A 21,783-nucleotide genomic window follows, 5' to 3' on the forward strand; every position below is an offset into this window, starting at 1 on the left:
CAAAAGGAATTGCTTCATGACCCGATCGGCAAACCGACCAGGCACGAGGTCAATCAATAAATTGGCATTGACAATGTGCACGCTGTTGAGTTCTCAAGGACCAGACGCACTCCCCGCTCGACCCGCAAAAGGTTCCGCCAGAGAGGCATTCGTCTTGTACAACATCCCGGGCACACAACCAGAGGTCGTGGTTCCGAGGAGTTGGTTGCCTGAGCGGGACCCCGTCCGGACTGCGCATCCAGGGCTTGCACCCTGTGACCGTCTCGGCCGTTCCGTTCTCCGCCTCAGCGGCAACGAGTGATTACTTTACACACGCCCCGGGGGCCCTGCCAACCGTCGTCCCTCCCGGGCGTGTCGCAGTCGGGTGAACGGCACGTGTCCCCCGGGTTTCCGGGGATCGACGGGGTGAGCGCGATCCCCGGGAACGACGGAAGGCACGGTGCGAACCCGCACCGTGCCTCCCGACTGAACGAACAGACGACCACCAGACCAACCGGACTGGACCGGTCCCGCTGATCCGACCGACCTACTCCGCCGCTGCCAACTGCCCGCACGCCCCGTCGATCTCCTTGCCGCGGGTGTCGCGCAGGGTCGTCGGGATGCCGGCGGCGTTGAGTCGGCGGACGAACTCGTCCTGCACGTGCACCTCGGACGAGGTCCACACGGAGCCCGGTGTCGGGTTGAGCGGGATCGGGTTGACGTGCACCCACCCCTTGCCGCGCTTGTTGAGCTTCTCGGCGAGCAGGTCGGCTCGCCAGGCGTGGTCGTTCATGTCCTTGATGAGCGCGTACTCGATCGAGACACGACGGCCCGTCTTGACGTAGTAGTTGTGGGCGGCGTCGATCGCCTCGTCGGCCTTCCAGCGCGAGTTGACCGGGATAAGCTCGTCGCGGAGCTCGTCGTCGGGGGCGTGCAGGGAGAGCGCGAAGGTGAGCGGGATCCCTTCGTCCGCGAGCTTGATCATCGCCGGCACCAGGCCGACGGTCGACACCGTGATGCCACGGGCACTCATGCCCAGACCGTTCGGCTGCGGTGCGACCATCAACCGCACGGCGTCCATCACCCGCTTGTAGTTCGCGAGCGGCTCCCCCATGCCCATGAACACGATGTTCGTCACGCGCTCGGCGTCGACGCGGTCCTGGCCGCCCTTGCGGGGATCGCCTCCGAGCTCACCGGCGGCGATCGCGGCGTTGGCCCGGACGATCTGCTCGATGATCTCGGCGGTGGACATGTTGCGGGTCAGCCCCGCCTGGCCGGTGGCGCAGAACGGGCAGTTCATGCCGCACCCGGCCTGGGACGAGACGCACAGGGTGATGCGGCCCGGGTAGCGCATGAGGACCGACTCGACCAGGGCGCCGTCGTGCAGCTTCCAGAGGAACTTGATCGTGTCGCCGTTGTCGGTCGCCAGCCGCCGGGTCTCGGTGAGGAGCGGCGGCAGCATCCCGGCGACGAGCTGCTCCCGCTGGGCGGCGGGCAGGTCGGTCATCTTCGCCGGGTCGGACGTGTAGTGCTGGAAGTAGTGGGTCGCGAGCTGCTTGGCGCGGAACCCGGGCAGGCCGAGTTCCTTCACGCGGGCCTCGCGTTCCTCGGCCGTCAGGTCGGCCAGGTGCACGGGCGGCTTGCCACGCTTCGGGGACGCGAACTGCAGGAGCGGGCGACCGTCGGTGTCGGTGGCCTGCTTCCAGCCCTCGGTGCGCGGGCGCACCTGCGGACGAGCAGACTGCTGCTGTTCGAACGGGGTGCGGGTGTCGGAAGCCATCACTCCAGGATACGGGAGGCCCGTGATCGGTGGGGACGCCCCGTCCGGGTGGTCCTGCTGGTCACCACCATGGCCACACCACAGCTGGTCGGGTCAGCCGCCGGCCGGCAGGACGCGCGCGAAGTGGTGCGCCGCCGAGTACATCGGGACGATGTCGACGACCTCGCCCGGGTGCGGTGCCTGCAGCACGAGCCCCTGGCCGAGGTACAGGCCGACGTGGTCCTCGTCGTCGTACACCACGAGATCGCCCGGCAACGCCTCGGACTCCGGGATCGTGGTGGCGACGGCGTCCTGCGTCGGCACGTAGTGCACGAGCTGGATCCCCACCGCCTGGTACGCGACCATCGTGAGCCCGGAGCAGTCGATGCCCTCGTGGCTCGCGCCGCCCTCGACGTACGGGTCCCCCATGTACTGCAGGGCGGTCTGCACGATCGTGGCCCGATCGCCCCCGGCCGAGAGTGCGGCGGACAACGCGGATTGCGCCTGCGCGGTCGTCACCCCGAAGCGGAGGTCGAGCGTCGGGTAGGACACGATCGTCGTCGTGGTGGTCATGCCGTCGGTGGAGACCACGGGGACCTGGACGTCGTGCGCCACCGTGAAGGTCTGGGCGTCCTGCGCCGTGGTCGTGCCGGAACGGGTGTCCGCAGGCAGGGTGTCGGCGTTCGCGGGCAGGGCGAGCGTCAGGCTCGAGGTCACCGCGATGGCGGGGGCGAGCAGGATCGCCGCGCGCTTCGCGTTCGCGGAACGGCGGATGTGCCGCGGGTCGACGGCGCGCTCGGCGCGCAGGGTGGCGGTCCGGCTCAGCACCGCGCTGCCGGCCGACGACGCGACGGAGGCGGGACGCGGCTGCATCCGCACGGTCAGGGCCGGCTTCGGGTGCTCGACGAAGGTGGAACGGGCGGCCGCGGGGCCGAGGGCCGAGCGGCGACCACGGGGACGGGACTGCTGCGTGTCCGGCGTCAGCGGCGCGGGGCCGACCGCGGGGTGCGCATGCGTTCGCGCGGGCTGACGGTCGTCGGCTGCTGCAGGCAGGGTGTGGCGTCCCATGTGTCCTTCCGGGTCGGGACCACTCGGCGGTCCGGAAAGTAACGTATTGGTCACGGCGGTGCTCGCGGCTGGGCAGCGCCGGAGTGTTCCTGCGGCTGGTCACAGGAACGAGCACCGCTCGCAGGCCACTCCGACGGCGCGCACGGGCGTTCCGGAGCCGGCCCGTAGCGGTGGACCCGGGCTCAGACCGGCGTGACCCGCATGACGGCGGCGATCCGGGCCTCCCGGTCGGCCGCCAGGCGGTCGAGGCGAGCCGACAGCGCGACGACCGATGCGTCCACCGGGCTGTCCCCCGAGATGTCCCCCGGGATCGGGACCCCGGCGCGGACCGCGAGTGGCAGGACGCCCGCCCAGACGGTGTGGTCCTCGCCGTCTGCCGGGTCCTCGCCGACACCGTGGGCTCGGACCTTGACGCTCGCGCGGTCGAGGGGCAGCTGGAGGACCTGGGTGGCGCGGACCTCCTTCGCGGTCATCTCGCGCACCTCGGCTCGGCGGCCCGGCATGAGGTGGTCGGCCACCTGCCAGAGGGCTTCGGTGCGGAGGTCGGTCGGCACCACGGTGGCGCGCCCGGCGATCATCGCGCTGCGGTAGTTCGCCGAGCTGTCGTTGGTCGAGCGTGCGAAGACGAGGCCGTCCAGGTGGGTGACGGTGGCGGCGACCGGGACGCCCTCGGCCCCGGCGTCGAGGAACAGACCGCCACCGGTCGAGCCGTGCAGCAGCAGGACGGGGCCGTCGCCGAGGTCCCCGACGGCGCAGAGGAACGGCAGGACGACGGGGTGGCCATCGCGGACGATGCCGACGTGGGCCAGGTGCGCCTCGGCGAGGATCGCGTGCAGGACCGCGGGGTCGTCGGACTGGCGGTCGCGCAGGCGGCGGACACGGAGCGAGGGGCCGTCGGCGGTCGGGTCCGTCGGGTTCGGCTGGGTGTTCGGGGTGGGCATGGGCTCACGCTAGGGTCACCAGTGGTCCGGCATGTGGACCAGATCGGGGCGATCACGGTGGACCAGTCGAGCAAGGTGTCCGGCGTGGTGGCACGGGTGCGCGGGATGGTGCACGACGGCACCCTGCGCGAAGGCGATCCGCTGCCGTCGACGCGGGCGCTCGCGGCGGAACTCGGGGTGGCCCGGGGCACCGTCGTCGCGGCGTACGAGCAGCTCGACGGCGAGGGGTACCTGCGGACGCGGCACGGTGCCCTCGCGCGGGTCGCGGCGGACCTGCACGGGCCGACGACGAGTGCGCCGTCGGCCGTCGGCACGGACACCGCCGGCTCTGGCGCGGTCAGCCTCGCGGCCGCTTCGCCGTCCGCTCCGCTCATCGACTGCCGTCCGGGCATCCCCGCCGTCACGGCCATCCCGCAGCGGGACTGGCAGGCAGCCTGGCGCGCAGCGGCGTCGGCCCCGCTCCGGAACGCGATCGCGGACCCGCTCGGCTCCCCCGACCTGCGGGCACAGGTCGTCGCCCAGCTCGGCCTGACCCGCGGGTTCACGGCGACGGTCGACCGGGTGCTCGTGACCGCGGGGACCTCGGAGGCGCTGTCGCTCGTCACCGAGGCGCTGCGGGGGCTGCTGGGTCGCGCTCCCGTCGTCGCCGTCGAGGACCCCGGCTACCGCACCGGACACCGTGCGATCACGAGCGCGGGCGGGTCCCTGGTGGGCGTCCCGGTCCGGGAGGACGGCCTCGACCTCGACGCGCTCGAGGCCGCCGGACCGGTCGACGCCGTCCTGGTCAGCCCGACGCACCAGTACCCGCTCGGGTCGGTGATGCCCGTCGCCCGGCGCCGGCGGCTGCTCACCTGGGCCGCCACCACCGGCACCGTGGTGGTGGAGGACGACTACGACTCGGAGTTCCGGCACCGCGGCGCGCCCGTGCCCGCGCTGGCCGCACTCGACGCGGAGGGCGTGGTGCTGCACGTCGGCGGCTTCTCGAAGACGCTCGACCCCCGGCTGCGCTGCGCGTACGTCGTGCTGCCGACGGTCGCGGCGACGGGTTCCCCGGTGACGGAGGCGGTGCTCGCCGCCCGTCGGGCACGTGGTGCGGTCGTCGCCGAGCCGGTGCAGGCCGCGCTCGTGCACATGCTGCGGACGGGTGCGCTGCGGCGGCACCTGGGTCGGGTGCGCCGCGACTACACGCACCGCCGGGCCCGGATCGCGGCTCGGCTCGGCGGCGTCGCCGGCCTGGAGGCCCGTGCTCTCAACGGCGGGCTGCACGCGGTGGTCACGTGGTCGGGTCCGACCACCGGGGCGCAGATCGCGCCTCGGCTGGCGGACGCCGGGGTGCTCGTCGCGACGCTCGAGGAGTACGGGCTCGCGCCGGGCAGCACGCCGCCGGGCATCGTGTTCGGCTACGGCGCCGTGACGCTGCCGGAGCTCGACCGCGCGCTCGACGCGCTGGTGGCAGCGGTCACGGGAAGCTGATCAGGGTCGTCAGCCGCCGTACTGGGCGGTGCCCACGACGTTCGACCCGGCCCCCCGGCACGCGGTGATCAGGGTTCGCCCGACGAGTTCCCACCCGGGAGTCATCTCGAGCGCCGGCCCGGACTCCGGTGCGGGGTGCGCGTCGAGGTACTCGTGCGCGTAGTCGATCGCGTCGTCGAGTTCCTCGTCGCTGCTCGACAGGTGCTCGTAGCCGAAGCGTTCGGCGGCGATCAGTGCCTGGTACTGCGCCTCGGAGAGATCGCCCTGGCTGTGCGCGACCGTCGCGTTCAGCGAGATCGTCGTCAGCGCGCTGATCTGGCCGCAGATCGCCGCAGCACTCCGGTCTTCTTCCATCGGGTCCGTCGCACCGCGCACGGGCTGGGCGTCCGAGGTCTCCGAGGTCGGCGTCGGGGTCGACGTCGACACCGCCGCGGTGCCCGCATCGGCCGAGCACCCGGCGAGCGAACCGGACACGAGGACCGCGCTCACGACGACCAGGGGCAGTGCGGACCGGAAGGAGACCATGAACGTCATCGTGGCAGCACCCTCGTGCTGCTCGCGTCGTCGTGTCCCGATCGAGACCTCGTCGAGACCGGATCGTGAGCTTGCGTCAGCGGGACTCAGCGGTGCCGTTCCCCCGTGCGTTCACGAGGTCGGCCAGGGACGGCTCACCGGCGTCGCCGGGCAGTGCGTGTCCGCGGCGGGCGGCCTTGCGGACCTGTCGGTAGGTGGTGAGGTGCAGGGGGTCCACACCGTCGGCGGACTCGTAGTTCGACGGGGCAGTGGTGGGCGATTCGGTCATCGCGACGGACGGTACGCGTGCCGGGAGCCGCGGAACCACCTGCTGCGTTCCGCGGCCAAATGTCGGGCGTGGGAGGGTCCGGCGGGGCGCACCGGGCCTCCGAGACGGGTCAGAGGCTCGTCATGCCGCCGTCGACGCGGAACTCCGCGCCGGTGGCGTAGGACGACTCCGCGCTGGCCAGGTAGACCATGATCCCGGTGACGTCGTCGGGGGTGCCCGGGCGGCCGAGGGGGGTGCGGGCGACGATCGCGGCTCGGGCCTCGGGGTCGCCGGAGATCGCCGAGACGAGGCCGGTCTCGGTGTAGCCAGGCACGACCGTGTTCACCCGGATGCCGTTCCCCGCGTAGGCCATCGCGGTCGCCCGGACGAGTGCGTGGATGCCGCCCTTGGTCGAGGAGTACGCCGCGAAGTCGGCGCCCTCACCGTTCAAGCCGGTTGGGGACCCGGTGGCGATGACCGACCCGCCGGTGCCGCTCGCGAGCATCGCCCGGACGGCGTGCTTGATCGTCAGGAACGTGCCGGTGAGGTTGACCGCGAGCGTGCGGTCCCAGGTCTCCAGCGACAGGTCCGCGACCTTCGCGTCGTGGCCGAACAGCTGCACCCCGGCGTTCGCGACCACGACGTCCGGGGTCGCACCACGGTCGGCCAGTTCGGCGAACCCCGCGGCCACGCTCGCCTCGTCGGCGATGTCCATCGTCAGGCCGATCGCGGTCGGACCGGCTGCGACGGCGGCACTGTTGGCCGCGTCGGCGTCCCGGTCGGCGTAGACGACCCTCGCCCCCTCGGCCACGAAGCGGTCGGCGATCGCGCGGCCGATGCCGGACCCCGCTCCCGTGACGAGTGCGGTCCGGCCGTCGAGTCGTGCGGTCATGTGGGACTCCGTCCTCGGAGCAGCGCTGCTCCGTCACCCCCATCATTGCCCAACCGGTTGACCGGTGCTAGGCATGCACCATGACTGCGACGTCGAACGACGAGATCGTGTCCGTCGGGCACTGGCGTCTGGCGCTGCGCGGAGCCGAACTCGCCGACGTCGCCTTCCGGGGCGTGCTCGTCCTGCGCGCCGTCCGGTTCGTCGTCCGCGACCACGACTGGCGCACCGCCGACGACACGGTGCTGACACGCGCGGTCGGTGGTGACGACAGGTGCATCCGCATCGAGACCAGCGCACGGTACGACGGCGTCGAGGTCGTCCGCACGGTCCTCGAGGTCACGCTCGACGACGACACCCTTCGGGTCTCCGCGCTCGGGACGGTCACGCGGGCCTTCCGCCGCAATCGCCTCGGGCTCGTCGTCCTGCACCCGCCGACCCTGGCGGGGCAGCCGCTCACGGTGCGGCATCCGTCCGGTGTCAGCACCGCGACGGCGTTCCCGTTCTGGATCGCGCCGCACCAGCCTGCCGTCGACGTCGCCGGGCTCGACTGGGCGGCGGGCCCGGTCGCGCTGGCGCTCGACCTGACCGGCGACGTGTTCGAGACCGAGGACCAGCGGAACTGGACCGACGCCTCGTTCAAGACGTACTCGACGCCGCTCGCCGAGCGGTTCCCGATCGCGATCACGCCTGGGAGGATGGTCCGGCAGGGGCTCACCCTGCGTGCGACGACGGTCGGTTCAGCAGGTGGTCCGGGCACCCGGTCGGGAGGCGCGGCCTCCCCCGCCCCGGACCTCGCAGCGCTCGACGGGCCGGGTCCCGGTGCCGTGGTCACGCCGCCGCCGACGCTCCAGCTGCTCGCGGGTTCGGCGCCGGTCGCTGCGCGCCCGGACGACGCCGACCTGCTCCGCGGGTTCCCAATCCTGGTCGAGCCGACCCTCGGGGCCCCGAACGTCGAGGCGGTGCTCGCCTCGGCCCGACGGGACGCGGGTGGCGCTCCCCTGGACGTCCGGTTCGTCACCGACGACCCGGTGCCGCTGCGCGCGGCGATCGACGCGGTGCTCGAGGGCGGGCCGGTGGCTCGCGTCGGCGCGTTCGACCCGGTGTCGCACGTGACGACGCCGGCGCTGCAGCGGGCGCTGCGCGAAGCGGTGGCAGCGGTCGGCACCCTGGAGGTCGTCGCCGGTACCCGTGCCCACTTCACCGAGCTGAACCGCTCGATCGCGGTGTTCTCGGGCTGGGACGGCCCCCTGACCTGCAGCGTGACGCCGCAGATGCACGACCGGTCGCCCGATCAGGTGACCGAGTCGATCCGGATGCAGCGCTGGGTGGTGCGCAGTGCCTCCAGGCTGGCCGCCGGCAGGGCGCTGCACGTCGGGCCGGTGACGCTGCGGCCACGGTGGAACGCGGTGGCGACGGCGCCGACCCGGGTCGTGACGGACGCGACCGTCGAGCACGGGTACGGGCCGGAGACCGTTCCGGACGCGACCGACCCGGCGCAGCACACGCCGGCCGCCGAGCGGTGGTTCGCCGACTCGGTGCGGGCGCTGACGGTGCCGGGCGTGGCCTCGATCACGCTGGCCGAGGCGTGGGGGCCGCGCGGGTTCGTGGCGGCCGACGGCACGGGGAACGCCCCGCCGGAAGGGGGTCGGCGGGGCGTTCCGGTCCGGGCGCGCTGACGGGTCGGCGCGGTGGGCGGTGGCGGTGCGGCTCAGCGCCGGACGGCGTCGATCTTGAGCATCTTCGCGATGACCGAGTCGAGCTCGCTGTCGTCGAAGACCTGCTTCCAGTCCTCCTTGATGAGCTTCTCGCGGCCGTAGCCCATCGCGATGTGGCAGGCATCGGAGAACGGGTTCGAGCCGCGCAGGCCGTTCGTCAGCGCGATCCAGGTGTGGCCGTAGAGCATGGCGCGGGCGGCCTCGCGGGGCACGCCGACACCGGTGACGGTCTCCTCGAGGGCGTCGTTGAGGAAGTCGCCGATCATGCAGGCGATCGTCTCGACCAGGGTCGGCTCGAGCACGGCCAGCTGCTTCACCGTGACCCAGTGCACCTGGATGACCGGGGCGTACATCGTGGTGATGACGGCCTCGGCGACGGCCTTGGCGCGGTCGCCCTCGTCGCCGAGCGACTCCGAGGCGTCGAAGGCCGCGATGACCTCCTGCGGGGCGGCGATGCCACCGAAGGTGTCGTCCCACTCGGCCTTGGTGGTGCGCTCGAGGAACACCGACGGGTGGCACGGGTGCGCCACGGCGTAGTGGATGTCCTCGCGCTTCGCCAGCAGACCGGCGTAGGCGGCCGCGGGGTCGAGCGTCAGGATCGACGCGCCGGGCTTCATGACGGGGACGAGCTGCTCCGAGATGGTGCCGAGCAGGACGTCCGGGACGGCGAGGACGACGACGTCGGCGGCCTTCGCGGCGTCGAGGCTGTCGGTGATCTCGCGGCCGAGGGCCCGGATGCGCTCCTGGCCGGCGGGCGAGGCCTCGCTGTAGAGGGTGGTGTACTCGCTCTTCGCGAAGTTGTTCGAGACGCGGGTGCCCATCTTGCCGCCGGCACCGATCACGGCGACGGTGACGTCGGCCGTGCCGGATCCGGCAGCGACGGTGTGGGGGGTGGTGACGGTGTCGGTCATGATTCCTTGCTCCTGATGTACTCGATGGTGTGTTCGGTCCACGCCGCTTCGATGCGGGTGGTGGTCTGTGCGGGGGTCTCCCCCGGCAGCGGTTCGGCGCCCGCGTGCTCGTCCTGCCACGGCAGCCAGAACTCGATGACGCGGTTGATCCCCCGGGTGTCGGGCTCGAGCGCGGCGCGGACGGCGTCGTGGTCGAGGACCCCGGTGCCGATCGGGACGCCGGTGTACTGGAAACCGACCCAGCCCGGTGAACGGGTGAAGGCGGAGTCCTTGACGTGCCAGTTCACGACGTGCGGGCCGGTCATCGCCACGACGTCCCTCGGGTGTTCGAGCCGGGCGACGGTGTTCGCCGGGTCGAGGCAGATGCCGAGGCTGTCGGAGCCGATCGCCCGGACGACGGCGACGAGGTCGGCGGTGGCGACGACCTCGTAGGTCTCCAGCGCGAGGGTCACGCCCGCGCGCTCGTAGGCGGGGAGCGCCTGCCGCAGGCGTCGTTCGGTCTCGGCCGCGTCGGGCTGGTCGTCGCCGCTCGTCCACATGCTGCGCACGAGCGTCGCGCCGAGCTGCTGCGCGACGTGCAGGTACCGGGCGAGGTGCTCGGGACGGGTGCCGCGGGTTCCGACCTCGAGCGTGAGACCGAGGTCGGCGGCCAGGGACCGGATCGAGGCCAGGCGCTCGTCGGTCGCGGTGTCGAGCGGCAGATGGTCGCAGATCTGGAACAGGTCGACGCCGTCGTGCGACGCGGCGTCGCGCAGGGCGTCGTCGAGGGACATCGGCGACGGGACGCGGTCGGACATGCGCCAGGAGTAGGCGTAGGTGGAGAGGCCGAGCAGGGAGGTCATGCCCGTGCTCCGTTCTGCGTCGCGGCCAGCGCCTCGGCTTCGTCGAGGATCGTGCGGATCGCCTCGGGGTCGTGGGCGAAACGGCCGAGGAACAGGCCGCCGATGCGTCCGGCACCGCGGGTCAGCAGGCCCGGACCGGCACTGCCGCCGTAGATCGCGACGGAACCGGCGAGCTCCGGCCGGGTCGCCAGGTGCTGCTCGATGCCGGCCAGGACCGCGACGATGTGCTCGTCGGGCGCGGGCTGCGGGGCACCGATCGCCCACACCGGCTCGTAGGCGGCGATGAGCGGCCCGGCGAGGCCGTCGGCGGTCGCCGTCGCGGTGAAGCGGTCGAGCTGGGCGGTGACCTCGGCGATCGCGGCCGCGGGGTCGCCGTCGGCGGTGCGCTCGGTCTCGCCGATGCAGACGAGGGGGCGGAGGCCGTTGCGGAAGGCGGCGTGCACCTTGCCGGCGATGTCCTGGTCGGACTCGTGGAACAGGGAGCGGCGCTCGGCGTGCGCGATCTCGACCAGGTCGACGCCGATCTCGGCGAGTTCGGCGCCGGACACCTCACCGGTGAACGCGCCCTCGTCGGCCCAGGCGAGGTCCTGGGCGCCGAGCAGCACCGGGACGCCCGACTCGGTCAGGATCGCCCGGACGGGGACGAGCGACGGGAACGTCGGCACGACGAAGAGCTCGACCGCGCCGGACCGCACCGCCGGGTGGCTCCGGGCGATGTCGGCCACGGCGGCCGCCCACGCGAGCGTCCGGGCGTGCGAGAAGTACATCTTGAGCGACACCCCGATCGTCACGGGGGCGGTCGCCGTGGTCGCGGGCATCAGGCGTCGGTCCCGACCGGGGCAGAACCGTCGTAGGCACAGATCGCGTTGACCTTCTCGGCACTCGCGCTCGTCTGGTCGAAGGTGTAACCGAGCCACTCCGTCGCCATCCGGCGCGCGACCTCGACCCCGACGACGCGCTGACCCATGCAGAGGACCTGGGCGTCGTTCGACAGGATCGAGCGCTCGACCGAGAACGAGTCGTGCGCGGTCACGGCGCGGATGCCGGGGACCTTGTTCGCCGCGATCGCGACACCGAGCCCGGTGCCGCAGATCAGGATGGCGCGGTCGGCCTCGCCGTTCGCCACCAGACGAGCGGCGTCGACGGCGACGTGCGGGTAGGCGGTGTGGCCGTCGGCGTCCACGCCCACGTCGACGACGGAGGCCACGCGGGGGTCCTTCGCCAGGTCGGCCTTGATGGCCTCCTTGTAGTCGAAGCCGGCGTCGTCCGAACCGACGACGATGCGGAACTGCTGCTCACTCATGCGGGTGTGCCTTTCGGGGTGGGGGTCAGGCGGGGACGTCGATGGTCGTCAGGACCGCGGCGGTGATGAGGGCGAAGGAGATCGCGCCGGCGTCCGGGGTGCCGACGGCGTCCTCGCCGTGGGTGCGGGCACGGCCCATCCGGGGCAACAGGTCGGCCGTGGCGTCCGCCGCGGTCTGTGCTGCGGCCGAGGCGGCCGACCAGGCGTCGACGAGCTCGTCGCCGGCGTCGACCCGGGCGGAGAAGACCTGGTCGAACGGTACGAGTGCGTCGACCATCGTCTTGTCGCCGGGGACGGCCCCGAAGGCCAGGACGGCTTCGGCGGCGGCGTGCACCGCGCTCTGGACGGTCGCAGGTGTCGGACGGGACTCGTCCCCGAGGACGCGGCCCAGGGCCTCCAGGGCGGCGCCCCAGATCGCACCGGAGGTCCCACCGGCCTTGTCGGACCAGGAATCTCCGGCGATCGCGAGGACCGAACCGGCGCCGGCGCCACGGGCCGCGGCGTCCTGTGCCGCACGGTCGGCGGCGGTGGAGCCGCGCTGCATGCCGATGCCGTGGTCGCCGTCACCGGCGACGGCGTCGATGCGGCCGAGCTCGTCGGCGTGGTCGTCGATGGTGGCGCGGATCGCGGCGATCGCCCTCGCGACGCGGGCGGCCGAGGCCTGGGACTCCTCGCTGCCCGGCGTCACGGGCACGACCACGCCGGCTTCGAGCACCTCGACCGGCACCGGCTGCTGCGGGACGGCGCCGCCCTTGCGGTACGCGGGGGCGTCGGCGGGGGCGGCCCAGAGCTGCTCGAGTTCGTCGTCGAGCCAGAACAGGGTGAGCGAGACGCCCGCCATGTCGAAGCTCGTGACGAGTTCGCCGACCTCGGGCTCCACGATGACGATGCCGGCGTCGGTGAGCTTCCGCTGGACGGCGCCGAAGACGACGAAGAGCTCCTCGTACTTGACCGAGCCGAGGCCGTTGAGGATCGGGACGACGCGGGGGGTGGCATCCGTCGTGGTGCCGTGTGTTGTGGTGCCGGTGCCGTCGGGTCGCTCGGTGAGCAGCTTGTCGACGAGCAGGTCGGCCAGGCCGTCCGCGGTGGGGACGTCGGCCTCGGCGATGCCGCGTTCGCCGTGGATGCCCATGCCGATGGCCATGCGCCCCTCGGGGACGGTGAAGAGCGGCTCGTCGGCGCCGGGCAGGGAGCAACCCGAGAACGCGACCCCGAAGCTGCGCGTGCGGTCGTTGGCCCGGGCCGCGATCGCGGTGACCGCGTCGAGGTCGTCGCCGCGTTCCGCGGCCGCGCCGGCCACCTTGAACACGCAGAGGTCCCCCGCGATGCCCCGGCGCTGGTGTGCCTGGTCGGCGGGCGCGGACGCGACGTCGTCGGTCACGCGGACCGTGCGGACGTCGATGCCCTGTGCCTCGAGTGCCCGTGCCGCCGCGTCGAAGTTGAGGACGTCACCCGCGTAGTTGCCGTAGCTCAGCAGCACGCCACCGCCGTGCTCGGACGCCTTCGCGACCGCGGTGACCTGCTGGGCACTCGGGCTGGCGAACAGGTTGCCCATCGCGGCACCGGCCGCCAGGCCGTGCCCGACGAGGCCGCCGAAGGCCGGGTAGTGGCCGGAGCCACCGCCGACGACGAGCGCGACGGTGCCCTCGGGGCTGGTGGTGGAGCGGGCGACACCGCCGTGCACCCTGCGGACCCGGGCGCGGTTGGCGGCGACGAAGCCGTCCACCATCTCGTCGGCGAAGTCCGCCGGGTCGTTGAACAGGCGGGTCATGCGCCGGCCTCCTTCGCGATGGCGGTCGGTCCGTCCGTGGCGGCGACCGCGGTGTCGGCTCCGGACGCCGCGGCGGCCGTTTCGTTGCGCTTCGTGTTCCGGCCGAGCACGAACATCAGCACGCTCGACAGCACCATGAAGAACCCGACGATGAACATCGGCACCTGGTACCCGCCGGTCCACTCGCTGACCGCACCGGTGATGTACGGGGCGGCGAACCCACCGAGGTTGCCGACGGTGTTGATGAGGGCGACCCCCGCGGCCGCGGCGGCACCGGTCAGGAACTGCGTCGGGACCGTCCAGAAGTTCGGCAGGGCCGCGAAGATCGCACACGCGGTGATCGCGATGACCGCGACGGTCGCGGCCGGGCTGTTCATGTAGAGCGCGACCGGGATGCTCAGGCCACCGACAAGGGCCGGGACGGCGATGTGCCAGACCCGGACGCCACGACGGAAGGCGTCACGCGACCAGAAGTACAGGACCACCGCGGCCGGCACGTACGGGATGGCCGTGATGAGGCCCTTCTGGAACAGGTCGAACGTGGTGCCGAACTGCTCCTGGAAGCCGTCGATGATCGTCGGCAGGAAGAAGCTGAGCGCGTAGAGGCCGTAGATGAAGCCGAAGTACACCGCGGCGAGCATCCAGACGCGGCCGGAGCCGAAGGCCGCACGCAGGCCGCCCTTGCCGTGACCGTCGCCGCCGCCCTTCGCCGCGCTCTCGGCAGCGAGCGTCGTCTCAAGCCAGACCTTCTCGTCCTCGTCGAGCCACTTCGCCTGCGACGGCTTGTCCTTGAGCACGAAGAGGCACAGGACGCCGACGATGATCGCCGGGATCGAGACGCACAGGAACATGAAGCGCCATCCGGCCAGGCCGCCGAGGATCCCCTCGTGGGTCATCAGCCAGCCGGCGAGCGGGGAACCGATGACGCTCGTGAGCGGCTGCGCCAGGTAGAACAGCGCGAGCATCTTGCCGCGGTGACGAGCCGGGACCCAGGTCGACAGGAACAGGATCGCGCCGGGGAAGAAGCCGGCCTCGGCGATGCCGAGCAGGAAGCGCAGGCCGACGAGCTGCGGGTAGTTCTGCACCCACGTGAAGAGCAGGGACACGATGCCCCACGTGATCATGATGCGGGCGAGCCAGATCCGGGCGCCGAACCTGTGCAGCGCCAGGTTGGACGGCACCTCGAGCACGAGGTAGCCGATGAAGAACACACCGGACGCGAACCCGAACTGGGCGGCGGTCAGGCCGAGGTCGGCCTCCATGCCGTTGGGGGCGGCGAAGGAGATCGCGGTGCGGTCGAGGAAGTTGATGAAGAACATCAGTGCCACGAACGGCACGATGCGGATCGCGATCTTGCGGATGGCCGTCTTCTCGACGACCGAGGTGGGGATGCCTCGCGTGGCGGGGATGTCCACGATGACTCCTGCTCGGTGGGGGTGGTACGACTCCCGCCCTGGCGGCTGCGCCGGGATGGTCCTGGCGGCTGCGCCGGGATGGTCCTGGCGGCTGGGCCGGGACAGTCCTGGCTGCTGGGCCGGGACGCTCCGTGCTGCTGCGCGGATCGGGAGCGGGCGCATCGGTGCGCCTGGTCCAGTCTGCGTCGCGGTCGGCCAACTTGTCAACCGGTTGACCATTTCACGCGCGCTGCTGCTTCCTCCGCGACGCCGGTCGCCTCGGCGCCGCTCCTGCCGCAACCGGTTGACCGACCGGTACGCTCACTGCATGCCCGCGTTCAGCCCGGACGACCCCCTCAACATCCGACTCGAACTCGAGTCCGTGCCCGTCGGGTCCCCCGCCTCGGTGGTCGCCCGACAGCTCGTCTCGCTGCTCACCGCCGGCGAGCTGGCCCCCGGCTCACGGCTGCCCTCGGAGCGGATCCTGTCCGAGCGGCTCGGCGTCGGACGCTCAGCCGTCCGTGAGGCCCTCGCCGCCCTCGAGATCCTGGGCATCGTGCAGATCCGCCCCGGCTCGGGCACCTACCTGCGCGGAGGCACCTCGGACCTGCTCCCGACGACCCTGTCGTGGGGGCTCATGCTGGCGTCGAACCGCACCCGCGAGCTGCTCGAGATCCGGTCCTCGCTGGAGCGCACGGCCGCGATCCTCGCCGCGCAGCGCGCCACCGACGAGCAGATCACCGAGCTCGGCGAGTACCTGGTCCGGCAGGAGGAGACCCTCGACGACCCGCAGGCCTTCATCGACGCCGACGTCCGGTTCCACGTCCTGCTGGCGCGGGCCTCGGGCAACGACGTGCTCGCCGACCTGCTGCAGAGCCTGCGCTCGATGCTGAGCGTCTGGGTCGCGCGGCGCGTGCAGACCCGGCAAGCGACCGAGGCCGCGTTCCACGAGCACCGCGCCGTCTTCGAGGCCTTGCGCGCCCGCGACGTGTCCGCCGTGCAGCGCGCGATGGACGCGCACATGGCCACGGCGAGCGCCCGCATCGAGCACGCCGAGCCACTGCCCGCCGACGAGTAGCGGGCGGCGCGGCGCGGCGCGCGCACGATCGGGGCGGACGGGAGGCCCGGGTCGCGCCCGCCCCGCAGGTTCGGTGTTGCCGGGTCGGCAACACCGCTTGGGTCCGGCCCGGCCGGTGCGCTGGAGTAGGTGCATGCACACCCACCACGACGGCTCCGCCGCCGGATCTGCCACCGATGCCACCGAGGCCCCCGAGGCCCCCGCCGCACCGTCCGCTCGGGAATGGTGGGAGGCCCGCTACGCCGAGCGCGACGGCATCTGGTCCGGCCGGGTGAACGCCGTGCTCGCCTCGGCGACGTGGGGGCTGCCGGTGGGGCGAGCGCTCGACCTCGGCTGCGGCGAGGGCGGCGACGTGGTGTGGCTCGCCGAGCAGGGGTGGGACGTGACGGGCATCGACCTGTCCGTGACGGCGCTCCAGCGTGGTTCGCGCGCTGCCGTCGCCGCAGGGGTGGAGGACCGGACGGCGTTCGTCGCCGCGGACCTCGACCGGTGGGACACCGCCGCACGGTTCGACCTGGTGACGGCGTCATTCCTGCAGTCGTGGCCGGTGGAGATCCCCCGAGCCGACATCCTGCGTCGGGCCGCCGGCTTCGTCGACGCCGGTGGGCACCTGCTCGTCACTGCACACGCCGCTCCCCCGCACGACGACCTGCCGCCCGAGCTGCGGGGGTACCGGTTCCCCTCGCCGGCCGACGACCTCGCCGCCCTGCAGCTCGACGACCGGTGGGACGTCCTGGTCGCCGAGGTCCGGCCGCGCACCGCGACGACACCTGACGGGGACCCGCACGAGGTCCTCGACAGCGTCGTGCTCGCCCGACTGACGCGCGGGTAGCGTCGGTGGTGTGAGCACCGACGACGGCATCCGCGCACTCGTGGTGGACGGTGTCGAGGTCGCCGTCGAACGCAACGGCGCCGGCACGATCGCCACGTCGTCCCCTCGGCCGTACCTGCACCCGGTCCGGACCCCCGGTGGCACCGTCGTCAGCGCGCACCACCCCGGCGACCACGACTGGCACTGCGGCGTCGGCGTCGCGATCCCCGACGTCGACGGCGTGAACTGCTGGGGCGGCCGGACCTACGTCCAGGGGCTCGGCTACGTGTGGCGCGACGACCACGGCTCGGTGGAGGTCGTGCACGCCGAGCAGCACGACACGACGTCCACCGAGGAACTCGTCTGGCGGGGCCCGGACCGCACGGTGGTCCTGCGCGAGGACCGCACCCTGCGCTGGCGCGCGGTCGAATCCGGGTGGGAGCTGTCCTGGTCGTCGTCGTTCCGCGCCCCCGGTGACTCCGCCGTGCACCTCGGTGGGCCGGGCAGCAACGGCCGGACCGGAGCGGGCTACGGCGGCTTCTTCTGGCGGTTCCCCGAGTGCACGGGGGTCGTCGTCCGGACCGCCGACGCCGAGGGCGAGACCGCCGCGCACGGCTCGATCGCACCCTGGATCACCTGGTCGGCGGTGTTCGACGGCGGGCCGGCGACGATCCGGATCGAGGCCGTCGACCACCACGACCCCTGGTTCGTCCGTGCCGAGGATTACCCCGCGATCGGCTCGGCCCTGGCGTGGGACACCCCCGCCGTCGTGCAGCCCGGCGCACCGCTGGTCCGCTCGTTCCGCGCGACGATCACCGACGGCGGTACGCTCGCCGGATGAGCACCGGAGACTGGGAGTCACGCGTCGCGGCGCTGTGGGACGACGACACGATCGACGACCAGCAGCGGATCGAGCGGATGCGCGACCTCGCCGCTGACGCTCCGCATCCCGCACTGGGCGCGTTCGAGCTCGGCGGCGCCTTCGACTCGGGCGGACACGAGGGCGATGCCGACGTGCAGTACGCCGCCGCGACCGCAGCCGGCCTGGACTCCGTCGACCCGGACCGCGCCGCCAGGATGGTCGTCCAGCACGCCTCGACGCTGCGGAACCTCGGCCGGATCGACGCGGCCATCGCGATGCTCCGCGACGCGCCGGGACACCCAGCCACCGGAGCGGCACCGAGGGTGTTCCTCGCGCTCGCACTGCACAGCGCGGGCCGCTCCGCCGAGGCACTGCGCGTCGCGATCGAGGCCGTCGAGCCGACGCTCCCCCGGTACCACCGGTCCGTCCGTGCCTACGCGGCGGCCCTCACCGAGGACTGACGCGCCTCAGGCGATCGCGACCTCACCCCGTGCGAGCAGTTCACGGGCCCGACCGGCGTCGGCAGCCGGTGGCCGGCCGTGCAGGGCGCGGTAGTCGCGCGAGAAGTGCGAGGCGCTCCGGTACCCCACCGCCGCCGCAGCCTGGGCGGCGGTGTCACCGAGCACGATCATCCGCCGCCGGGCCTCTCCGAGCCGCAGCCGCCGCAGGTACTGCACAGGGCTCATGCCGGTGACCTGCCGGAAGCGTGCGAACAGTGTCGACTCGCTCGTCCGGACCGCCGCGGCCAGGCCCGCCACCGACCACGGGTCCGCCAACCGGTCGGTGAGCAGGGCGGTGGCCGCTGCGACGACGTCGCCGTCCCGGTTGCCGATCGCGGCCAGGATGCGCGGTGCCTGGTCCGTCTGCAGCAGGCGGAGCACGACCTCGCGGGCGACGAGCGGGGCGAGGACGGCCATGTCCTCTGGAGCATCGAGCAGTCCGACGAGTCGGGCGAACGCGTCCGCCATGGCCGGGGTCCAGCTGCCGAGTCGGGCTGGCGGCGCCTCGTCCTGGTGGGGGCGGGACATCGCCCTCGCGACCTCGGCCACCACCGCTGGGTCGAGCTGCCAGACGACCGCGACGAACCCCGCGGGCGGTTCGACCTCGACCACCCCGGCGATCACCGGCAGGTCGACGGGCGTGATGATGAAGCGGTCGCGACCCCAGAGCTGGTCGTCGTCGCCGACGATCGAGCGCTTCCGTCCGGCGAGGACCATCGACACCGACGGCGCGTAGCGCTGGTACCCGAGGTCGGTCGGACGGTCGACCCTCGCCAGGCGCAGTCCGAGCCGTGCGGCGCGCTCCGTGTCGTCGAGGTGGGCGAGGACGCTCTGCAGGGCACGGTCCAGCCGGTCCGAGGTGACGTCGTCCATGTGCCCATTCTGTCGAGCCATCCGACGCGAGGGGTGCCCGTGCAGGATCCGGCAAGCACTCCGGAGTCCTGGGCAATCACCGCCGGGTCCGTCGGACCGAGCATCGGAGCATGCAGACCAACGAAGCACTCCTCGACTCCCTGACCACGGACGCCCGACTGGCCGGCCGCACCGCGCTGGTGACCGGCGCTTCGAGCGGCATCGGCGAAGCGGTCGCCCGTGTCCTCGCCGCTTCGGGCGCCAACGTCGGCGTCGCTGGCCGGGACCCGGGCCGCACCCAGGCCGTCGTGGACACCATCATCGCGGCTGGTGGAAGCGCGGTCGCCGTCGTCGGTGACCTGGGCGCCCGCCCCGATGTCGTCCGCGACTTCGCCGCCCGCGCCACCGAGGCCCTCGGCGGCCGGGTCGACGTCCTCGTCAACAACGCCGGCGTCTACCCGGTCGGACCGACCGCACTACTCCCTGACGAGGACGCCGAGGCGCTCTGGGCCACGAACGTCCGCGCGCCGCACGTGCTGGTCGGAGCGCTGGCTCCTGCGATGGTCGAGCGCGGCTCGGGCATCATCGTGAACATCGGCTCGTGGATGTCCCGCGTCGGCGTCCCGTTCACGGCGCTCTACCCGGCGACGAAGGCCGCCGTCGAGCAGCTGACCCGTGCCTGGGCAGCCGAGTTCGGACCGCACGGCGTCCGGGTGTCGACCGTGTCGCCCGGGGCCACCGCGACGCCGGGGAACGCCGACTCGCACGACGTCCTCGCGCAGATGACGGCGGGCACCCCTGCCGGAGCACCCGTCCGCCCCGTCGACGTCGCGTTCGCCGTGCGCTGGGTGGCCTCCGACGAGGCGACCTTCGTGCACGGCGGCACGATCGACGTGGACGGCGGCGTCGCCGCGACCCGCCTCGGCTGAGCCCTCCCCGCACGAGCGGGCGGAACACCCGGGTCGGCACGCGGAGGCACCCCGGCATTCCGCCCGCTCGGCACCGCCAGCCCACGCGAGCAAACCCCCACCACCACGAACGGGCGAAACACCCGGGTCGGCACGCGGAGGCACCCCGGCATTCCGCCCGCTCGGTAGGGGTCGGTCAGTCGGGCACCGGATCCGCGAGCGGTCACGACACACCGCTGGCAGGTGGTCGAGCGGCCACGGACCGTCGCGCGGGAGCGCGCCAGGCGACCGGTCGTGACCGCTCGGCGGACGACTTGCGCGCGGCGGTGGTCGCGACCACCGCACGGACGGGAGGCGCGGTGCGGGCTGGCACCGGGCCTCCCGTCAGGCGGTGTGGTCGCCGACCACCCGCGGGACCGGCAGCGAGTCGCTGGTCGTCCGGAGGGACTCCTGGCGGATCTCGAGCTGCGTGACGGCGAGCGCCGCCAGGTCGCGGAGGTTGGCGAGGTCGTCCTCGGTCGCCTGCCGCGGGCGGGTGTCGAGCACGGCGAGGGTCCCGATCGGCGCGCCGTCGTGCTTGACGAGCGGGACGCTGACGTAGAAGCGGATGCCGAGCGGGCCGGTGACCAGGGGGCTGTTGCGCATCTCGGGGTGCGCGGAGCCGTCCGGGATCACGACGGGGACGGGCACCGGCGCGAAGCCGTTGCGGAAGCTGATGCTCCGCGCCGCCTCGTCGACACCCTCGGCGATGTACGACTGGGACCACTCGCGGTCCTCGTCGAGCACCTCGACCAGGGCGATCGGGGCGTCGAAGAGCCGGGCCGCCATCGCCGTGGTGCGCTGCAGCGACTCGTCGGGCAGGGTGTCGAGGGTCGCCGGGCGGTCGGTCTCGGGGCGGGTCGGCACGGGGGCCGTCTCGTCCGTCGGCTCGACGACGTGGTCGGCCGTGGCGGTCTCGGCGATCACGACGTCGCGGAGCATCGTGACCAGCTCGGCGCCGAGGGGGCGGGCCGCGGGGTCCTGCGCGGTCATCGCACTGAGCAGGTGCTTCCAGTGCTCGGGCAGGGGCTCGGGCACCACGGGATCGCGGGAGAGCCGGGCGACGGCGGACTCGACGAGCGAGCCCGGGAACTCGCGGCGGCGGGTGAAGCACTGCAGCAGCACGAGGCCGAGCGAGTAGACGTCGCTCGGCGGGCCCACCTCGCCCCCGCGCGCCTGCTCCGGGCTGAGGTACGCGGCGGTGCCGGTGGTCACGCCGTCGGCGGTCAGGCGTTCGACGCCGGCGGCGAGCGCGATGCCGAAGTCGGTCAGGCGAGCGCGGGCGCGGTCGGAACCGTTGCCGTAGTCGACGAGCAGGATGTTCGACGGCTTGATGTCGCGGTGCACGACGCCGTGAGCGTGGATGTAGTCGAGGGCCTCGGCCATGTCGTAGCCGATCTCGGCGATGTGCCGGGAGGCGAGCGGGCCGACGGCGAGACGCTCCTCGAGGTCCTGCCCCACGACGAGCGACATCACGATGTAGCGCTGCTGCGTGCCGTCCTGCCCGGTGACGACACCGGCGTCGAGCAGGCTGACGAGGTTGTGGTGCTCGAGCGACGCCAGCACGCCGAGTTCGGCCTCTTGCCGGGCGATGTCGACGATGCCCGCGTGGAAGAGCTTGATCGCGACCGGGCGGTGCAGGCTCTCGTCCACACCCCGGTAGACGACGGACATGCCGCCCTGGCCGATCGCCTGCTCCAAGCGGTACCGACCGTCGAGCAGCGGCGCGCTCGCGTCGTGTTCCTCCGTCGGGATCATCCAACCCTCGTTCTCGGCTCCGGCACCAACGATGCATCTTCGCATCCCGACGGGTATCTCGTTCACCGGCGACGTTCTCCGGCTGAACGCGCGCCGTGCGGCGTGCAAGACACCGGTGTTCGCGGGTCGAACACGCGCGGACCGCG

21 protein-coding genes are annotated in these 21,783 nt (G+C 72.8%); 7 read left to right on the plus strand and 14 right to left on the minus strand.

What is annotated here, in order from left to right; all coding sequences use genetic code 11:
- Nucleotides 1-526: 526 nt before the first annotated feature.
- The 3 genes from rlmN to DEJ27_RS16520 all read right to left on the minus strand — a co-directional run bounded on the left by rlmN (nt 527) and on the right by DEJ27_RS16520 (nt 3,747).
- On the minus strand, nt 527-1,759 hold the full coding sequence (gene rlmN, locus DEJ27_RS16510) for a 23S rRNA (adenine(2503)-C(2))-methyltransferase RlmN (protein ID WP_110862858.1): 1,233 nt from the start codon (nt 1,757-1,759) through the stop codon (nt 527-529).
- Between the two features lie 93 nt (nt 1,760-1,852).
- Complete coding sequence (locus DEJ27_RS16515) at nt 1,853-2,806, minus strand: C40 family peptidase (protein ID WP_110862857.1); 954 nt, start codon at nt 2,804-2,806, stop codon at nt 1,853-1,855.
- 182 nt (nt 2,807-2,988) lie between these two features.
- Nucleotides 2,989-3,747 carry a pyridoxamine 5'-phosphate oxidase family protein gene (locus DEJ27_RS16520; RefSeq protein ID WP_110862856.1) on the minus strand — a complete coding sequence of 253 codons (759 nt, stop codon included), beginning with the start codon at nt 3,745-3,747 and terminating at the stop codon, nt 2,989-2,991.
- Between the two features lie 21 nt (nt 3,748-3,768).
- On the opposite strand from DEJ27_RS16520, the gene DEJ27_RS16525 reads away from it, so the two are divergent.
- Nucleotides 3,769-5,220: a PLP-dependent aminotransferase family protein gene (locus DEJ27_RS16525; protein ID WP_146238635.1), complete on the plus strand. Its 1,452-nt coding sequence runs from the start codon at nt 3,769-3,771 to the stop codon at nt 5,218-5,220.
- Nucleotides 5,221-5,229: 9 nt separating this feature from the next.
- Here DEJ27_RS16525 and DEJ27_RS16530 read toward each other — a convergent pair whose 3' ends face one another.
- From DEJ27_RS16530 to DEJ27_RS16540, 3 genes are all read right to left on the minus strand, one after another.
- Nucleotides 5,230-5,745, minus strand: coding sequence for a hypothetical protein (locus DEJ27_RS16530; RefSeq protein ID WP_146238634.1), 516 nt, complete (start codon nt 5,743-5,745; stop codon nt 5,230-5,232).
- Between the two features lie 85 nt (nt 5,746-5,830).
- On the minus strand, nt 5,831-6,022 hold the full coding sequence (locus DEJ27_RS16535) for a hypothetical protein (protein WP_110862853.1): 192 nt from the start codon (nt 6,020-6,022) through the stop codon (nt 5,831-5,833).
- 109 nt (nt 6,023-6,131) lie between these two features.
- Nucleotides 6,132-6,893: an SDR family NAD(P)-dependent oxidoreductase gene (locus tag DEJ27_RS16540; RefSeq protein WP_110862852.1), complete on the minus strand. Its 762-nt coding sequence runs from the start codon at nt 6,891-6,893 to the stop codon at nt 6,132-6,134.
- Between the two features lie 80 nt (nt 6,894-6,973).
- On the opposite strand from DEJ27_RS16540, the gene DEJ27_RS16545 reads away from it, so the two are divergent.
- Nucleotides 6,974-8,569 (plus strand): hypothetical protein, encoded by a 1,596-nt coding sequence (locus DEJ27_RS16545; protein WP_111091476.1) that lies wholly within the window; start codon nt 6,974-6,976, stop codon nt 8,567-8,569.
- Nucleotides 8,570-8,601: 32 nt separating this feature from the next.
- Here the strand turns inward: DEJ27_RS16545 and DEJ27_RS16550 are convergent, their stop codons facing one another.
- From DEJ27_RS16550 to DEJ27_RS16575, 6 genes are read right to left on the minus strand one after another with little or no spacing between them, the layout of a single operon-like run.
- Nucleotides 8,602-9,519, minus strand: coding sequence for a phosphogluconate dehydrogenase C-terminal domain-containing protein (locus DEJ27_RS16550; RefSeq protein ID WP_110862850.1), 918 nt, complete (start codon nt 9,517-9,519; stop codon nt 8,602-8,604).
- On the minus strand, nt 9,516-10,361 hold the full coding sequence (locus DEJ27_RS16555; protein ID WP_110862849.1) for a sugar phosphate isomerase/epimerase: 846 nt from the start codon (nt 10,359-10,361) through the stop codon (nt 9,516-9,518). The genes DEJ27_RS16550 and DEJ27_RS16555 overlap by 4 nt, the downstream gene beginning before the upstream one ends.
- Nucleotides 10,358-11,179, minus strand: coding sequence for a triose-phosphate isomerase family protein (locus DEJ27_RS16560; RefSeq protein WP_110862848.1), 822 nt, complete (start codon nt 11,177-11,179; stop codon nt 10,358-10,360). Before DEJ27_RS16560 ends, DEJ27_RS16555 begins: the two co-directional genes overlap by 4 nt.
- The gene (locus tag DEJ27_RS16565; protein WP_110862847.1) at nt 11,179-11,664 is read right to left on the minus strand and encodes a ribose-5-phosphate isomerase; all 486 of its coding nucleotides are present in this window, start codon (nt 11,662-11,664) and stop codon (nt 11,179-11,181) included. Before DEJ27_RS16565 ends, DEJ27_RS16560 begins: the two co-directional genes overlap by 1 nt.
- A 25-nt stretch (nt 11,665-11,689) precedes the next feature.
- Nucleotides 11,690-13,435, minus strand: a complete 1,746-nt coding sequence (locus tag DEJ27_RS16570; RefSeq protein WP_110862846.1) for a dihydroxyacetone kinase family protein — start codon at nt 13,433-13,435, stop codon at nt 11,690-11,692.
- Nucleotides 13,432-14,850, minus strand: a complete 1,419-nt coding sequence (locus tag DEJ27_RS16575; RefSeq protein ID WP_110862845.1) for an MFS transporter — start codon at nt 14,848-14,850, stop codon at nt 13,432-13,434. The genes DEJ27_RS16570 and DEJ27_RS16575 overlap by 4 nt, the downstream gene beginning before the upstream one ends.
- 307 nt (nt 14,851-15,157) lie before the next feature.
- Between DEJ27_RS16575 and DEJ27_RS16580 the strand changes: the two genes are divergently transcribed.
- The 4 genes from DEJ27_RS16580 (at nt 15,158) to DEJ27_RS16595 (ending at nt 18,041) form a co-directional block, all read left to right on the plus strand.
- A complete protein-coding gene (locus DEJ27_RS16580; protein WP_110862844.1) occupies nt 15,158-15,907 on the plus strand; it encodes a FadR/GntR family transcriptional regulator in 750 nt (249 codons plus the stop codon).
- A 133-nt stretch (nt 15,908-16,040) separates the two neighbouring features.
- Nucleotides 16,041-16,739 carry a bifunctional 2-polyprenyl-6-hydroxyphenol methylase/3-demethylubiquinol 3-O-methyltransferase UbiG gene (locus tag DEJ27_RS16585; RefSeq protein ID WP_110862843.1) on the plus strand — a complete coding sequence of 233 codons (699 nt, stop codon included), beginning with the start codon at nt 16,041-16,043 and terminating at the stop codon, nt 16,737-16,739.
- Between the two features lie 10 nt (nt 16,740-16,749).
- Entirely contained in the window at nt 16,750-17,559 is an 810-nt protein-coding gene (locus DEJ27_RS16590) for a PmoA family protein (RefSeq protein WP_110862842.1), read from the plus strand.
- On the plus strand, nt 17,556-18,041 hold the full coding sequence (locus DEJ27_RS16595; RefSeq protein WP_110862841.1) for a tetratricopeptide repeat protein: 486 nt from the start codon (nt 17,556-17,558) through the stop codon (nt 18,039-18,041). Before DEJ27_RS16590 ends, DEJ27_RS16595 begins: the two co-directional genes overlap by 4 nt.
- Nucleotides 18,042-18,047: 6 nt before the next feature.
- Here DEJ27_RS16595 and DEJ27_RS16600 read toward each other — a convergent pair whose 3' ends face one another.
- The gene (locus DEJ27_RS16600; protein ID WP_110862840.1) at nt 18,048-18,953 is read right to left on the minus strand and encodes an AraC family transcriptional regulator; all 906 of its coding nucleotides are present in this window, start codon (nt 18,951-18,953) and stop codon (nt 18,048-18,050) included.
- A 110-nt stretch (nt 18,954-19,063) separates the two neighbouring features.
- Between DEJ27_RS16600 and DEJ27_RS16605 the strand changes: the two genes are divergently transcribed.
- A complete protein-coding gene (locus DEJ27_RS16605; protein ID WP_111091477.1) occupies nt 19,064-19,861 on the plus strand; it encodes an SDR family NAD(P)-dependent oxidoreductase in 798 nt (265 codons plus the stop codon).
- A gap of 363 nt (nt 19,862-20,224) precedes the next feature.
- Here the strand turns inward: DEJ27_RS16605 and DEJ27_RS16610 are convergent, their stop codons facing one another.
- Nucleotides 20,225-21,637: a GAF domain-containing serine/threonine-protein kinase gene (locus DEJ27_RS16610; RefSeq protein WP_111091478.1), complete on the minus strand. Its 1,413-nt coding sequence runs from the start codon at nt 21,635-21,637 to the stop codon at nt 20,225-20,227.
- Nucleotides 21,638-21,783: the final 146 nt, after the last annotated feature.

Origin of the sequence: Curtobacterium sp. MCPF17_018, from assembly GCF_003234135.1 — a bacterium.
In the GTDB taxonomy this organism is placed as follows: Bacteria; Actinomycetota; Actinomycetes; order Actinomycetales; family Microbacteriaceae; genus Curtobacterium; species Curtobacterium flaccumfaciens.

What these genes read in the sequence shown, in the direction of transcription:
- DEJ27_RS16555 (WP_110862849.1), bottom strand. Translation starts at nt 10,361, where the DNA reads ATGACCTCCCTGCTCGGCCTCTCCACCTACGCCTACTCCTGGCGCATG.
- DEJ27_RS16580 (WP_110862844.1), top strand. Translation starts at nt 15,158, where the DNA reads ATGCCCGCGTTCAGCCCGGACGACCCCCTCAACATCCGACTCGAACTC.
- DEJ27_RS16520 (WP_110862856.1), bottom strand. Translation starts at nt 3,747, where the DNA reads ATGCCCACCCCGAACACCCAGCCGAACCCGACGGACCCGACCGCCGAC.
- DEJ27_RS16565 (WP_110862847.1), bottom strand. Translation starts at nt 11,664, where the DNA reads ATGAGTGAGCAGCAGTTCCGCATCGTCGTCGGTTCGGACGACGCCGGC.
- DEJ27_RS16570 (WP_110862846.1), bottom strand. Translation starts at nt 13,435, where the DNA reads ATGACCCGCCTGTTCAACGACCCGGCGGACTTCGCCGACGAGATGGTG.
- DEJ27_RS16605 (WP_111091477.1), top strand. Translation starts at nt 19,064, where the DNA reads ATGCAGACCAACGAAGCACTCCTCGACTCCCTGACCACGGACGCCCGA.
- DEJ27_RS16535 (WP_110862853.1), bottom strand. Translation starts at nt 6,022, where the DNA reads ATGACCGAATCGCCCACCACTGCCCCGTCGAACTACGAGTCCGCCGAC.
- DEJ27_RS16540 (WP_110862852.1), bottom strand. Translation starts at nt 6,893, where the DNA reads ATGACCGCACGACTCGACGGCCGGACCGCACTCGTCACGGGAGCGGGG.
- DEJ27_RS16560 (WP_110862848.1), bottom strand. Translation starts at nt 11,179, where the DNA reads ATGCCCGCGACCACGGCGACCGCCCCCGTGACGATCGGGGTGTCGCTC.
- rlmN (WP_110862858.1), bottom strand. Translation starts at nt 1,759, where the DNA reads ATGGCTTCCGACACCCGCACCCCGTTCGAACAGCAGCAGTCTGCTCGT.
- DEJ27_RS16600 (WP_110862840.1), bottom strand. Translation starts at nt 18,953, where the DNA reads ATGGACGACGTCACCTCGGACCGGCTGGACCGTGCCCTGCAGAGCGTC.
- DEJ27_RS16515 (WP_110862857.1), bottom strand. Translation starts at nt 2,806, where the DNA reads ATGGGACGCCACACCCTGCCTGCAGCAGCCGACGACCGTCAGCCCGCG.
- DEJ27_RS16610 (WP_111091478.1), bottom strand. Translation starts at nt 21,637, where the DNA reads ATGATCCCGACGGAGGAACACGACGCGAGCGCGCCGCTGCTCGACGGT.
- DEJ27_RS16585 (WP_110862843.1), top strand. Translation starts at nt 16,041, where the DNA reads ATGCACACCCACCACGACGGCTCCGCCGCCGGATCTGCCACCGATGCC.
- DEJ27_RS16550 (WP_110862850.1), bottom strand. Translation starts at nt 9,519, where the DNA reads ATGACCGACACCGTCACCACCCCCCACACCGTCGCTGCCGGATCCGGC.
- DEJ27_RS16595 (WP_110862841.1), top strand. Translation starts at nt 17,556, where the DNA reads ATGAGCACCGGAGACTGGGAGTCACGCGTCGCGGCGCTGTGGGACGAC.
- DEJ27_RS16530 (WP_146238634.1), bottom strand. Translation starts at nt 5,745, where the DNA reads ATGGTCTCCTTCCGGTCCGCACTGCCCCTGGTCGTCGTGAGCGCGGTC.
- DEJ27_RS16545 (WP_111091476.1), top strand. Translation starts at nt 6,974, where the DNA reads ATGACTGCGACGTCGAACGACGAGATCGTGTCCGTCGGGCACTGGCGT.